The 12,804-nt window shown below is 72.3% G+C and carries 10 protein-coding genes; 7 read left to right on the top strand and 3 right to left on the bottom strand.

Features of this window, described 5'->3' with window-relative positions; translation table 11 throughout:
* The 4 genes from ABB33_RS17115 to tsaB form a co-directional block, all read left to right on the top strand.
* Positions 1-1,353: penicillin-binding transpeptidase domain-containing protein (locus ABB33_RS17115; RefSeq protein WP_248842463.1), on the top strand; the 1,353-nt coding region annotated here is incomplete at its 5' end.
* A gap of 7 nt (positions 1,354-1,360) precedes the next feature.
* On the top strand, positions 1,361-1,891 hold the full coding sequence (locus ABB33_RS17110; protein WP_056932895.1) for a hypothetical protein: 531 nt from the start codon (positions 1,361-1,363) through the stop codon (positions 1,889-1,891).
* Between the two features lie 36 nt (positions 1,892-1,927).
* Positions 1,928-3,961 (top strand): DNA repair helicase YoaA, encoded by a 2,034-nt coding sequence (gene yoaA, locus ABB33_RS17105; protein WP_056932894.1) that lies wholly within the window; start codon positions 1,928-1,930, stop codon positions 3,959-3,961.
* Positions 3,958-4,662 (top strand): tRNA (adenosine(37)-N6)-threonylcarbamoyltransferase complex dimerization subunit type 1 TsaB, encoded by a 705-nt coding sequence (gene tsaB, locus ABB33_RS17100; RefSeq protein WP_056932893.1) that lies wholly within the window; start codon positions 3,958-3,960, stop codon positions 4,660-4,662. Before yoaA ends, tsaB begins: the two co-directional genes overlap by 4 nt.
* A gap of 81 nt (positions 4,663-4,743) precedes the next feature.
* On the opposite strand, the gene ABB33_RS17095 is transcribed toward tsaB, so the two are convergent.
* The 3 genes from ABB33_RS17095 to ABB33_RS17085 are packed head-to-tail and all read right to left on the bottom strand — an operon-like array spanning position 4,744 to position 7,341.
* The gene (locus ABB33_RS17095; protein WP_152985148.1) at positions 4,744-5,544 is read right to left on the bottom strand and encodes an SGNH/GDSL hydrolase family protein; all 801 of its coding nucleotides are present in this window, start codon (positions 5,542-5,544) and stop codon (positions 4,744-4,746) included.
* A 37-nt stretch (positions 5,545-5,581) separates the two neighbouring features.
* On the bottom strand, positions 5,582-6,457 hold the full coding sequence (locus ABB33_RS17090) for a PhzF family phenazine biosynthesis protein (protein WP_056932891.1): 876 nt from the start codon (positions 6,455-6,457) through the stop codon (positions 5,582-5,584).
* A gap of 23 nt (positions 6,458-6,480) precedes the next feature.
* On the bottom strand, positions 6,481-7,341 hold the full coding sequence (locus tag ABB33_RS17085) for a PhzF family phenazine biosynthesis protein (RefSeq protein WP_056932896.1): 861 nt from the start codon (positions 7,339-7,341) through the stop codon (positions 6,481-6,483).
* A gap of 210 nt (positions 7,342-7,551) precedes the next feature.
* On the opposite strand from ABB33_RS17085, the gene ABB33_RS17080 reads away from it, so the two are divergent.
* The 3 genes from ABB33_RS17080 to murD all read left to right on the top strand — a co-directional run.
* Positions 7,552-10,161, top strand: a complete 2,610-nt coding sequence (locus tag ABB33_RS17080; protein ID WP_054663989.1) for a bifunctional aspartate kinase/diaminopimelate decarboxylase — start codon at positions 7,552-7,554, stop codon at positions 10,159-10,161.
* 81 nt (positions 10,162-10,242) lie between these two features.
* A complete protein-coding gene (gene murL / locus ABB33_RS17075; RefSeq protein WP_056932890.1) occupies positions 10,243-11,598 on the top strand; it encodes a UDP-N-acetyl-alpha-D-muramoyl-L-alanyl-L-glutamate epimerase in 1,356 nt (451 codons plus the stop codon).
* Positions 11,579-12,804 (top strand): UDP-N-acetylmuramoyl-L-alanine--D-glutamate ligase (murD, locus tag ABB33_RS17070; RefSeq protein ID WP_056932889.1); only part of this gene is annotated, 1,226 nt, incomplete at its 3' end. The genes murL and murD, both read left to right, overlap by 20 nt.

Below are 12,804 nucleotides of genomic sequence, written 5' to 3'. Positions count from 1 at the left end.
GCCGAGTACCAGCGCGCGCTGAAGGCGCCGCTGGGGGTGCCGAAGGTGCCGGGGCTGGTGGCGGCCAACCGCTTCCCGGCCTATATCGACCTGGTGCGGCGCCAGCTCGGCCATGACTACCCGGAAAGCACCCTGCAGGGCGCGGGCCTCAACGTCCTCACCGGCATGTCGCCCTCGGCCCAGGCCTATGCCGAAGGCGCGGTGGCGCATACGGTCAAGTCGCTGGAGAGCAAGCGCCGCCCCGAGCTGCAGGCGGGGCTGGTGCTGACCGACGTGCACAACGGCGACGTGCTGGCGGTGGTCGGCAGCCGCGATGTCGCCGAACCGGGCTTCAACCGCGCCATCGACGCGCAGCGGCCGGTCGGTTCGCTGCTCAAGCCGTTCGTGTACCTGCTGGCGCTGGCACAGCCGGACCGCTGGTCGCTGGCGACCTGGGTCGAGGACACCCCGGTCACCGTACAGCTCAGCCGCGGGCGCAACTGGACCCCGGGCAACGCCGACAACCGCAGCCACGGCACGGTGCGCCTGATCGACGCGCTGGCCCGCTCCTACAACCAGGCCACGGTGCGGGTCGGCATGCAGGTCGGGCCCGAGCGCATCACCCAGCTGATCCACGTGCTGGCCGGGCTCAAGGCCGAGGCCAACCCGGCGGTGATCCTGGGCTCCACCGACCAGAGTCCCTACGGCATGGCGCAGCTGTACCAGTTCCTGGCGTCGGGCGGCGAGATCCAGCCGCTGCACGCCGTGCGCGGGGTGGTCGATGCCCAGGGCACGCTGCTCAAGCGCTACGACAAGACCCCGGCGCCGGCGCAGGAAGGCGACTCCATCGCCGCCAACCTGATCAGCGTGGCGCTGCAGCAGGTGGTGTCCAGCGGTACCGCGTCCGGGCTCAACGCCGACGGCCTGGGCCGGCTGCAGCCGGCCGGCAAGACCGGCACCACCAACGACGGCCGCGACAGCTGGTACGCCGGCTACACCGGCGACCACCTGGCAGTGGTGTGGATGGGCAACGACCAGAACGAGCAGGCCGGCCTGTTCGGCGCCACCGGCGCGATGCGGGTGTGGTCGGGCATCTTCCGCAACCTGCCGAGCCGGCCGCTGCGGGTGAACAGCAAGGGACTGGACTGGCAGTACGTGGCCGCCGAGGGCAACAACAGCACCGACGAAGGCTGCCCGGGCGCACGCCGGCTGCCGTTCGTGGCCGGCTTCGCCCCGGCCTACGCGCCCTGTGCGCCGCAGGCGGTGCCGGAAGAGGAGACCCAGGAAAGCGGTGGCTGGCGCAGCTGGTTCGGGCTGGACCGCAAGGAGCCGGCGGCGGCGTCAAGCACGCCTTCAGACGCGCCTGCGCGATAATGGCGGCATGAACCACACGCTCCCGATCCACCGCGCACTGGCCGTCCTGGCCGTTTCCCTGGCCCTGGCCGCCTGCACCAGCACGCCTGCGCCGCCGCCCGCACCGGTCGATACGACCACGCCCGCCCAGCGCATGGCCGCGGTACAGGCCGCCGCCGGTGCCGACGACAAGGAAGTGACGGTGCAGCCGCTGCGCGACCCGCAGGTGGACGACCTGCGCCAGATCGCCGCCGAACGTCGCGAGGCCGGCGACCTGGCCGGCGCCGCCGACGCGCTGAACCAGGCGTTGCTGCTGGTCGAGGACGACCCGGCGATCCTGCAGGAACGCGCCGAGATCGCGCTGCTGCAGGGCGACTGGGGCCGCGCCGAGACGCTGGCGCGCAAGGCGGTCGCGCTCGGCTCGCGTACCGGCCCGCTGTGCCGTCGCCACTGGGCCACCATCGAGCAGACCCATCTGGCGCGGGTGGAGAAGGAAAACGCCGCGTCGGCGCATGCGCAGATCGAAGGCTGCACCGTGCCGGGAATCAAGCGCTATTGACGGCGGGGCCGCCCCGGCCCCGATGCGCGCACGCCGATGTCGCTAGCCACCGCCAGCCGTGAAGCCCTCAGCGCCGACGGCGCGCTCGCCCGGCAACTGGACGCCTTCACCCCGCGTGCGGCGCAGCTGCGGCTGGCCGAGGCCATCGCCGATGCCTTCCAGCAGCGCGACGTGCTGCTGGCCGAGGCCGGCACCGGTACCGGCAAGACCTTCGCCTACCTGGTGCCGGCGCTGCTGTCCGGGCTGAAGACCATCGTCAGCACCGGTACCCGCGCGCTGCAGGACCAGCTCTACCACCGCGACCTGCCGCGGGTGCGCGCCGCGCTCGGGGTCGGCCTCCGCAGCGCACTGCTCAAGGGCCGCGCCAACTACCTGTGCCGCTACCGGCTGGACCAGGCGCGCGGCGAACCGCGCTTCGCCTCGCCCGAGCAGGCCGCGCAGTTCCAGCGCATCGTCGCCTGGGCCGGGCGCACCCGCTTTGGCGATGTCGCCGAGCTCGACGGGCTGGCCGACGACTCGCCGCTGCTGCCGATGGTCACCTCCACCGTCGACAACTGCCTGGGCAGCGACTGCCCGTTCTGGAGCGAGTGCTTCGTGGTGCAGGCGCGGCAACGCGCGCAGGAAGCCGACCTGGTGGTGGTCAACCACCACCTGCTGCTGGCCGACCTGGCGCTCAAGCAGGAGGGCTTCGGCGAGATCCTGCCGGGCGCGCAGGCGTTCGTGATCGACGAGGCGCACCAGTTGCCGGAGCTGGCGGCCGGCTTCTTCGGCGAGGGATTCGGCATGCGCCCGTGGCAGGAGCTGGCGCGCGACTGCCTGGCCGAGTGCCGCGGCGTGGCCGGTGCGCAGCCAGTGCTGCAGCAGCCGGTGGCGACGCTGGAAATGGCGTTGCGGCAACTGCGCGCGGCGATGGAATCGTTGCCGCCGCGCGGCACCCGGTGGCGTGCGCTGGCGGCGCCCGACGTGGCGGAAGGCTTCGACGTGCTGGCCGCGGCGCTGGCCCAGCTGCGCGACGCGCTGGCCGTGCTGCGCGAGGCGTCGCCGGGGCTGGATGCGTGCCACGCACGCGCGCTCGAAGGTGCGGCGCGGCTGGCGCGCTGGCTGGGCGAGGATGCGCCGCTGCCCGATTTCGAAAGCGATGACGCCGACGTGGCCGCCGCCGGCAACGACGTGCTGTGGTACGAACTGACGCCGCGCGGCTTCCGCTGCCAGCGCACCCCGCTGGACGTATCCGGGCCGCTGCGCGAACACCGCCAGCGCTCGCACGCGGCCTGGGTGTTCACCTCGGCCACGCTGACCGTCGATGGCGACTTCGACCACCTGGCCGCGCGCCTGGGGCTGGACGATCCGCACACCCTGGTCCAGCCCAGCCCGTTCGACTGGCCGGTGCAGGCGCTGTGCTACCTGCCGCAGCAGTTGCCAGACCCGGCCGCGCGCGGCTTCGGCGCCGCGCTGATCGCCACCCTGCGCCCGGTGCTGGACGCCTCGCAGGGCCGTGCGTTCCTGCTGTTCGCCTCGCACCGTGCGCTGCGCGAGGCCGCCGATGCGCTGCGCGGCGGGCCGTGGCCGCTGTTCGTGCAGGGCGAGGCGCCGCGCGCCAGCCTGCTGCAGCGCTTCCGCGAGTCGGGCAACGGCGTGCTGCTGGGCTCGGCCAGTTTCCGCGAAGGCGTGGACGTGGCCGGCGATGCGCTGAGCGTGGTGGTGATCGACAAGCTGCCCTTCGCCGCGCCGGACGACCCGGTGTACGAGGCCCGGCTGGACGCGATCCGCCGCGCCGGCGGCAACCCGTTCCGCGACGAACAGCTGCCGCAGGCGGTGATCGCGCTCAAGCAGGGCGTGGGCCGGTTGATCCGCAGCGAGAGCGACCGCGGCGTGCTGGTGCTGTGCGATCCGCGCCTGCTCAGCCGTGGCTACGGGCGCGTGTTCCTGGATTCGCTGCCGCCGTTCCGCCGCACCCGCGAACTGGCCGATGTGCAGGCGTTCTTTGCGCGACAATGGCAGCCCGATGCCGACGCGCCGGGCATGGAAACCGCCATGCCGTCCCTTCCCGATCCCGATGTGACCCCATGAAGCTGCTCGCCCTGGAAACCGCCACCGAAGCCTGTTCCGTCGCCCTGCATGTCGACGGGCAGGTGCTGGAACGCTTCGGGATCGCGCCGCGCCGGCATGCGGAACTGACCCTGCCGTGGGCGGAACAGCTGCTGGCCGAAGCCGGCATCGCCCGCGCGCAGCTGGACGCCATCGCCCTGGGCCGCGGCCCGGGCGCGTTCACCGGCGTGCGCCTGGCCATCGCCATCGCCCAGGGCATCGCCCTGGCGCTGGACCGTCCGCTGCTGCCGGTGTCCACGTTGCAGGTGCTGGCGATGCAGGCACCCGGCGACGCCAGCCACGTGCTGGCCAGCATCGATGCGCGCATGGGCGAGGTCTATGCCGCGCGCTGCGTGCGCCGCGACGATGGCCTGTGGGACGAACAGGGCGCGGAAGTGGTGATTGCCCCGGATGCGCTGCAGCTGCCCGACGATGGCAGCCGCTGGGCCGGTGTCGGCACCGGTTTCGCTGCTGCCGAAGGGCTGCTGGCCACGCGCCTGCAGGCCCGCCTGGCGTCGGTCGATGCGCAGGCGCTGCCGCGCGCATCGGACGTGTTGAAGATGGCCGTGCCGGCCTTCGCCCGCGGCGAGGGCATCGCCCCGGAGCTTGTACAGCCGGCTTACCTGCGCGACAACGTCGCGCTCACGCTGGTCGAACAGCAGGCGCTGCGCGCTTCGCGCTGAGGGCGCCGGCGCGGACGGTGCCCGCCGTGACCGCGTTGCCGTCACGGTGGCCGGCCTGGCGCCGTGCCTGCTGGCCCTGGATCATCTGCGCTCGCCATCGAGCAGCGCATTGAGCTGCATGACGAGTGCGTCGGTGTAACGGGTGCCCTGCGCCGTCGCCGCCGGCAGCGGGGCGGGTGCATCGGCATCGCGCAGTTCGGCATGCAGCCCGCTGCGGACGGCGTAGACCGGGGCGGCGACCTCGAAGCCACGCGCGGGCGGCACGCCGAACAGCGCCCGGTACAGCTGCATGGCATCGAGCAGGGTCAGTGCCGGCCCGGGATGCATGCCGTCCGCGTGGTACCAGGCGAGCGCGCCGGCCTCGGTGGAAAGCCGGCGCAGGCTTTCGGAAATCTCCACGTAGCCGATGCCGGCCTGCAGGGCGGCGGCGCGTTCGGCTTCGACAATCGCCGCCGACGCGCGGGGATGGGCCTGGTAGCTGCCCAGCAGCAGTACCCGTGCGCCGGATTGGCGGCCCGCCGCGGCAAGTGCCTGCACGGCCTGCCGGGACGCCTGGCAGGCAGCCTCGCCGGCGCCACAGAGCAGCTCGCCGCCGCGTTCCTGCAGCACCAGCACCGCCGGCCGGTAGCTGGCCAGTGCCTGCCGCACGCTGCCGTCGGCCACCCGCTGTTCGAGCGTGGCGCCGCCCTGGACGATCATCGCGCTGTGCACGCGCTGGTCGTTGGCATTGGCCAGCGCGGCGAACGTGGCCGGCAGGTTGCCGACATAGGTCAGGCTGTTGCCGACGAACAGCACGCGTTGCGGGGCTGCCGGCTGCATGGCACCCGCAGGTACCTGCATGCCGGCGACGAGCAGGGACAACAGCAGCATCCATCGACGCATGGGGACGATCCGCCCGGGGTGTGCCGGTTCGACCGGACTACCAGTCGATGGTTCCGCGGATCACCGTCTGCACCTGTCCACCGGACCACACGTCGCAGTGTTCGTCGACACGCAGTTCCAGCAGCGCGTCGTGGCCGACTTCGCGGCCCTGGCTGGCGCTGTAGCGGCCGCCATGGCCGGGCAGCGCGCCGCGTTCGTCCAGCCACGCGGCGAGCACCGCATTGGCGGCGCCGGAGGCGGCGTCCTCGAAGCGACGGCCGTTGCCGACGAAGGCGCGCACCGCCAGGTCGTGCGGCTGGCCATGGCTGCGGGCGTAGGCGAACACGCCCATCGCGCCCGTGGCTTCGGCCAGGGTGGCGATGGCGTCCCAGTCCGGGGCCAGGGCACGTAGCGTGGCCTCGTCGGCCAGCTCCACCAGCCACCAGCGGCGGCCGCCGTCCATCAGCACCGGCGGCAGCGTGCCCAGCGGCCAGCCGGCGATGGCCGGGCGCAGCCGCGCATCGGTGGCATCCACGACGTCCATCACCGACGCGCGCGGGGTGCGGATGGCGATGCGGCGGACACCGTCGATCGTGTCCACCCGCAGCGGCAGCTGGCCGGCGATGCCGTCCTGCACCAGCAGGCCGTCGACCGGCGTGGCCAGGCCGCACTCCAGTACCGCGTGGGCGCTGCCGACGCTGGGGTGGCCGGCGAAAGGCACTTCCTTCTGCGGCGCGAACATGCGGATGCGGTAGCTGCTGCCCGGCGTGGTGGGCGGGAACACGAAGGTGGTCTCGGGCAGGCGGGTCCAGCGGGCGATGGCCTGCATGGCGGCATCGTCCAGGCCATCGGCGTCGAGCACCACGGCCAGCGGGTTGCCGGTACCGGGGCGCGGGGCGAAGACGTCCAGTTGCAGGAAGCGGCGGGTGGTCATGCGGTGTTTCCGTTGTGAAGGGGTTACCAGTCGAGGCGGCCGTCGATGACCGGCTGCACTTCGCCGCCGATCCAGACATGGCCCTCGGCGTCCAGCTGCACGTGGACCTCGCCGTTGCGGCCGCGCTCACGGCCCTGGCTGGCGCGGTACTGCTGCCCCGGCCCGAGCCGGCCCTGCGCCAGCAGGTGCGCGGCGACCAGCGCGTTGGCGCTGCCGGTCACCGGATCCTCGTCGATACCGACGCCGGGGGCGAAGGCGCGCACCACGTACTGGTAGCCGACATCCGGCCGCGCCGCGGCGGCGAACACGGCCAGCTTGCCGTTGCCGGGCAGGGCGGCGATGGCCGCCAGTTCCGGCCGGTAGCGGCGCAGCGCGGCTTCGTCGCCGGCCTCCAGCAGCCACCAGTCCGGGCCGTTGTTCCACAGTGCCGGTGCCGCGTCCGGATGCGCCAGCGCGGCCAGCCCGGGCGGCAATGGCGGCGCGGCCAGGTCGCGGTGCTGCGCGCGCGGGCTGCGCACGTGCAGCAGGCGGAAACGGCCACCGCCGTGCACGCGCACCGGCAGCAGGCCGGCGGCACACTGCTGGAGCAGACTGCCCTGGTCGTCGGGGGTGGCCAGGCCGTACTCCACCGCCGCCCAGGCCGCGCCGACGCTGGGGTGGCCGGCGAAGGGCAGTTCCATCTTCGGGGTGAAGATGCGGATACGGTAGTCGGCACCGGCTTCCGGCGGCAGGAAGAAGACCGTCTCGGACAGGTTCAGCCAGGCGGCGATGGCCTGCATGGCGGCATCGTCCAGGCCCTCGGCATCGAGTACGACGCCCAGCGGGTTGCCGGCGCCCGGGCGCGCGGCGAAGACATCCAGTTGCAGATAGCGGCGTGCGTTCATGGTTACGGCCGGTACGGGGCCGGCCAGCATAGGGCGGGCGCGCCCGCATCGCGAGCACCCGGCCGGTCGCGGCATGCCACCCGCGCACGCCGGGACCGGCGCCGGTGCAATGCCGTGGCCCGCAACCGGCGGCGCAGGGCGGGGCATGGCTATAGAATCGACGGTTCCGCCCGCCAGTCGGGTCTTTCCCCACCGTGAACCCCCACGCCAATGTCCTCTTCCCCCCTCGTCGATCGCTGGATCGTCCTCAAGTTCGGTGGCACCTCGGTGTCGCGTCGTCATCGTTGGAACACGATCGGGGAACTGGCGAAAAAACGTGCGGACGAGACCGGTGGCCGCGTGCTGGTGGTGGTGTCCGCGCTGTCGGGCGTGACCAATGAGCTGACCGCGATCGCCGATGGCGCCGCCGACAGCCGCGAGCGGGTGGCCGCGCTGGTCGCCCGCCACAACGCATTCCTGGCCGAGCTGGAACTGGGCGAGGAGGTGCTGGCCGCGCGGCTGGCGGCGCTGCAGGCGCTGCTCGACGACCCGCGCGCGGCGCAGCGCCCGCTGGACTGGCAGGCCGAGGTGCTGGGCCAGGGCGAACTGCTGTCCTCCACCATCGGCGCGGCCTACCTGCATGGCAATGGCCTGGATTTCGGCTGGATGGACGCCCGGCAGTGGCTGCACGCGCAGCCGCCGGCGCCGAACCAGAGCGCCTGGTCGCAGCGGCTGTCGGTGAACTGCCAGTGGCAGGGCGACGCCGGTTTCCGGCAGCGCTTCGCGGCCCAGCCCCCGCGCATGCTGATCACCCAGGGCTTCATCGCCCGCCACGGCGACGGCGGCACGGCGATCCTCGGCCGCGGCGGCTCGGACACCTCGGCCGCGTACTTCGGCGCGCTGCTGGGCGCCAGCCGGGTGGAGATCTGGACTGACGTGCCGGGCATGTTCAGCGCCAACCCGAAGGACGTGCCCGATGCGCGCCTGCTGACCCGGCTGGACTATTACGAGGCTCAGGAAATCGCCACCACCGGCGCCAAGGTGCTGCACCCGCGCTCGATCAAGCCGTGCCGCGACGCCGGCGTGCCGATGGCGATCCTCGATACCGAGCGTCCGCACATGCCCGGTACCAGCATCGACGGCAGCGCCGAGCCGGTCCCGGGAGTCAAGGCGATCAGCCGCCGCAACGGCATCGTGCTGGTGTCGATGGAAGGCATCGGCATGTGGCAGCAGGTCGGCTTCCTCGCCGACGTGTTCGACCTGTTCCGCAGGCACGGCCTGTCGGTGGACCTGATCGGCTCGGCCGAGACCAACGTCACCGTCTCGCTGGATCCGTCCGAGAACCTGGTCAGTACCGACGTGCTGGCGGCGTTGTCGGCCGACCTGTCGCAGATCTGCAAGGTCAAGGTGATCGTGCCGTGCGCGGCGATCACCCTGGTCGGCCGCGGCATGCGCTCGCTGCTGTACAAGCTCTCGGACGTGTGGGCCACGTTCGGCAAGGAGCGCGTGCACATGATCTCGCAGTCGTCCAACGACCTGAACCTGACCTTCGTGATCGACGAGGCCGACGCCGACGGCCTGCTGCCGATCCTGCACGACGAACTGATCGAAAGCGGTGCCATGCCGGTCTACGAGGAGCAGGTGTTCGGCCCGCGCTGGCGCGAGATCACCGGCAGCGTGCGCCCGCGCCCGACGCCGTGGTGGCGCGCGCCGCAGTCGCGCGCGCAACTGCTGGAACTGGCCGCGCAGGGCACGCCGCGCTACGTCTACCACCTGCCGACGGTACGCGCGCGTGCGCGCCAGCTGCAGGCCGTGGCGGCGCTGGACCGGCGCTACTACGCGATCAAGGCCAACCCGCATCCGGCCATCCTGCGCGCGCTGGCCGCGGAAGGCTTCGGCCTGGAGTGCGTCTCGCTGGGCGAGGTCGAGCACGTGTTCGAGGCGCTGCCGGAACTGGCGCCGTCGCGGGTGTTGTTCACCCCCAGCTTCGCCCCGATCGGCGAGTACGCCGCGGCACTGGCGCGCGGCGTCAACGTCACCGTCGACAACGTCGAGCTGCTGCGGCGCTGGCCCGGGGTGTTCCGCGACCGCGTGCTGTGGCTGCGCATCGACCTGGGCCATGGCGACGGCCACCACCGCAAGGTCAACACCGGCGGCAAGGAAGCCAAGTTCGGCCTGTCGGCACAGCGGGTGGACGAATTCATGGACGTGGCGCGTGGCATCGGCGTGCGCGTGACCGGCATCCACGCGCACCTGGGCAGCGGCGTGGAGAGCAGCGGCCACTGGAAGCAGGTGGTCGACGAACTGGCCGGTTTCGCGCGCCGCATCGGCAGCGTGGAGATTCTCGACATCGGCGGCGGCCTGCCGGTGCCGTACAGCGACGACGACGAGCCGTTCGACCTGGATGCCTGGGCCGCCGGCCTGGCCGAGGTCAAGGCGGTGCACCCGGCGTTCCAGCTGGCGGTCGAGCCGGGGCGCTTCCTGGTCGCCGAGGCCGGCGTACTGCTGGCCCATGCCACCCAGGTGGTTGAGAAGGACGGCGTGCGCCGTGTCGGCCTGGACGCGGGCATGAACGCGCTGCTGCGCCCGGCGCTGTACGACGCCTGGCACGACATCGCCAACCTGTCGCGGCTGGACGACGCGCGCGATCTCGATTTCAGCGTGGTCGGCCCGATCTGCGAATCCAGCGACGTGTTCGCGCAGCGGGTCAAGCTGCCGGCCACCACCGCCCCGGACGACGTCATGCTGATCGCCGACGCCGGCGCCTACGGCTTCAGCATGGCCAGCCGCTACAACCACCGCGCGCTGCCGCACGAGGACATCATCGACGATGCGCGTTGACCGGCATGCCCCGCATCCCCTTTCGTTCCGCCGCGCCGGCCTCGCGCCCCACGCGGCACCCCGCTTGATTCCGGATACGCCATGACAGCTTTCGACAAAGACCAGGTTACCCGCTTCCGTTTCGTCCGCTGCGACTTCGCCGCGGACACCGGCGTGGCGCAACTGGTTTACGCCTTCGACGACGGCCCGGAGATGACCGAAACCGTCACCGTGCCGGGCGCGCCGTTCCACCTGGACGGTGCGCGCGCGGCGGCGGTGCAGCGCGCGTTGCGCCTGCTGCACCTGATCGCCGGCGTGAGCTACTACAAGGCGGCGGTGCCGGCGCAGGTGGCCATCGACAGCTACGCCATCGACGCCGCAACCGCAGCGCTGGTGGAAACGGTCTATCTCAACGGCCTGGGCGAGTTCGCCTACCGCAACGGCCTGAACCTGCGCGGCCGGTTCCGGCTGCCGGTGGAGGCGCAGGCCGAACCGGCGGCGCAGCCGCTGGGCCTGCGCGAACACGCGCTGGTCGCCATCGGCGGCGGCAAGGATTCGCTGGTCAGCATCGAGGCGCTGCGCCATGCCGGCGTCGCCGCGACCGTCACCTGGATCGGCGGTTCGCAGCTGATCCGCGCCTGTGCCGAGCGCACCGGCCTGCCGATGCTCAACATCGGCCGCACGCTGGCGCCGGAGCTGTTCGAACTCAACCGCCAGGGCGCGTGGAACGGGCATATCCCGGTGACCGCGGTGAACTCGGCGATCATGGTGCTGGCGGCGCTGGCGCAGGGCGTGGACCAGGTGGTGTTCTCCAACGAACGCTCGGCCAGCTACGGCAGCCAGATCGCCGGCACCGGCGAGGTCAACCACCAGTGGTCCAAGGGCTGGGCATTCGAGAAGGCGTTTGGCGAGCACGTGCAGCGGCACGTCGCCGCCGACCTGCACTACTACTCGCTGCTGCGGCCGCTGTCGGAGCTGGCGGTGGCGCGGCAGTTCGCCCGGACCGACTACTACGACGCGCATTTCTCCAGCTGCAACCGCAATTTCCACATCCTCGGCGAGCGTCCGGTGAACCGCTGGTGCGGGGTCTGCCCGAAGTGCCACTTCGTGTTCCTGGCGTTGGCCCCGTTCATGCCCAAGACCCGGCTGGTACGCATCTTCGGCCGCAACCTGCTCGACGACGGCGAGCAGGCCGGCGGTTTCGACGCGCTGCTGGAGTTCCAGGACCACAAACCGTTCGAGTGCGTGGGCGAGGGCCGGGAGTCGCGGGCGGCGATGGCAACGCTGGCGGCGCGCCCGGAATGGAAGGAGGACGTGCTGGTCAAGCGCTTCGCCAGCGTGATCCAGCCCACCCTGGCGGCCGACGAGCTGAAGCTCGAGCCGCAGCTGGTCATCGACGGCGAGCACCGCATCCCGGCCGCCCTGTGGGAGCGCCTGCGTGCGGATTTCGCAGCTTGAGGGCAAGCGCGTGGCGCTGTGGGGGTGGGGCCGCGAGGGCCGCGCCGCCTTCCATGCGCTGCGCGAACGCCTGCCCGGCCTGCCACTGACGCTGTTCTGCCCGCAGGCCGAAGCCGCCGCCGCGTGCGCTGAAAGCGCCGGCGCGCTGCAGGTGGAAAGCGCGGTCACCGGCGAGGCCCTGGCGCGCTTCGACGTGGTGGTCAAGTCGCCCGGCATCAGCCCCTACACGCCCGAGGCGCTGCAGGCGCAGGCACGGGGCACGCAGTTCATCGGTGGCACCTCGCTGTGGTTCAGCGAGCACGCCCGCGCCGACGGCCGCCTGCCGGACACGGTCTGCGTGACCGGCACCAAGGGCAAGAGCACCACCACATCGCTGCTGGCGCACCTGCTGCGCGCGGCCGGGCACCGCACCGGGCTGGCCGGGAACATCGGCCTGCCGCTGCTGGAGGTGCTCGACCCGCAGCCGGCGCCGGAGTACTGGGCGGTGGAACTGTCCAGCTACCAGACCGGCGAGGTCGCGCGCAGCGGCGCGCGCCCGGACGTGGCCGTCGTACTGAACATTTTTCCCGAACACCTGGACTGGCACGGCAGCGAGCAGCGCTACATCGACGACAAGCTGGCGCTGGTGACCGCCGGCCACCCGCGGGTGGCGGTGCTCAATGCCGCCGACGCGCACCTGCGCGCGCTGCAGCTGCCGCACAGCCAGGTGGTGTGGTTCAACCAGCCCGCCGGCTGGCACATGGTCGGCGAGGTGGTGCACCGCGGCGCGCAGCCGGTATTCGATACCTCCGACACGCCGCTGCCGGGGCGCCACAACCGCGGCAACCTGTGCGCGGTGCTGGCGGCGCTGGAAGCGCTGGGGCTGGACGCGGTGGCGCTGGCACCGGCGGTGCGCGGCTTCCGCCCGCTGCCCAACCGCCTGCAGCTGCTGGGCGAGCGCGACGGCGTGCGCTGGGTCAACGACTCGATCAGCACCACGCCGCATGCGTCGCTGGCTGCGCTGGACTGCTTTGCCGGGCAGCGCATCGCGCTGCTGGTCGGCGGCCACGACCGCGGCGTGGACTGGCACGATTTCGCCGCGCACATGCGCGACAACGCGCCGCTGGAGATCGTCACCATGGGCGCCAACGGACCGCGCATCCATGCCCTGCTGCAGCCGCTGGCCGATGCCGGCCGGTTCGGCCTGCATGCGGCCGGCGGCTGCAG

Origin of the sequence: Stenotrophomonas acidaminiphila (assembly GCF_001431595.1) — a bacterium.
Lineage (GTDB): Bacteria > Pseudomonadota > Gammaproteobacteria > Xanthomonadales > Xanthomonadaceae > Stenotrophomonas > Stenotrophomonas acidaminiphila.
This window is presented reverse-complemented; position numbering and strand designations above follow the sequence as displayed.

Excerpts from the sequence above, each read along its gene's own strand:
- ABB33_RS17110 (WP_056932895.1), top strand. The coding sequence starts at position 1,361 with ATGAACCACACGCTCCCGATCCACCGCGCACTGGCCGTCCTGGCCGTT.
- yoaA (WP_056932894.1), top strand. The coding sequence starts at position 1,928 with ATGTCGCTAGCCACCGCCAGCCGTGAAGCCCTCAGCGCCGACGGCGCG.
- tsaB (WP_056932893.1), top strand. The coding sequence starts at position 3,958 with ATGAAGCTGCTCGCCCTGGAAACCGCCACCGAAGCCTGTTCCGTCGCC.
- ABB33_RS17095 (WP_152985148.1), bottom strand. The coding sequence starts at position 5,544 with ATGCGTCGATGGATGCTGCTGTTGTCCCTGCTCGTCGCCGGCATGCAG.
- ABB33_RS17090 (WP_056932891.1), bottom strand. The coding sequence starts at position 6,457 with ATGACCACCCGCCGCTTCCTGCAACTGGACGTCTTCGCCCCGCGCCCC.
- ABB33_RS17085 (WP_056932896.1), bottom strand. The coding sequence starts at position 7,341 with ATGAACGCACGCCGCTATCTGCAACTGGATGTCTTCGCCGCGCGCCCG.
- ABB33_RS17080 (WP_054663989.1), top strand. The coding sequence starts at position 7,552 with ATGTCCTCTTCCCCCCTCGTCGATCGCTGGATCGTCCTCAAGTTCGGT.
- murL (WP_056932890.1), top strand. The coding sequence starts at position 10,243 with ATGACAGCTTTCGACAAAGACCAGGTTACCCGCTTCCGTTTCGTCCGC.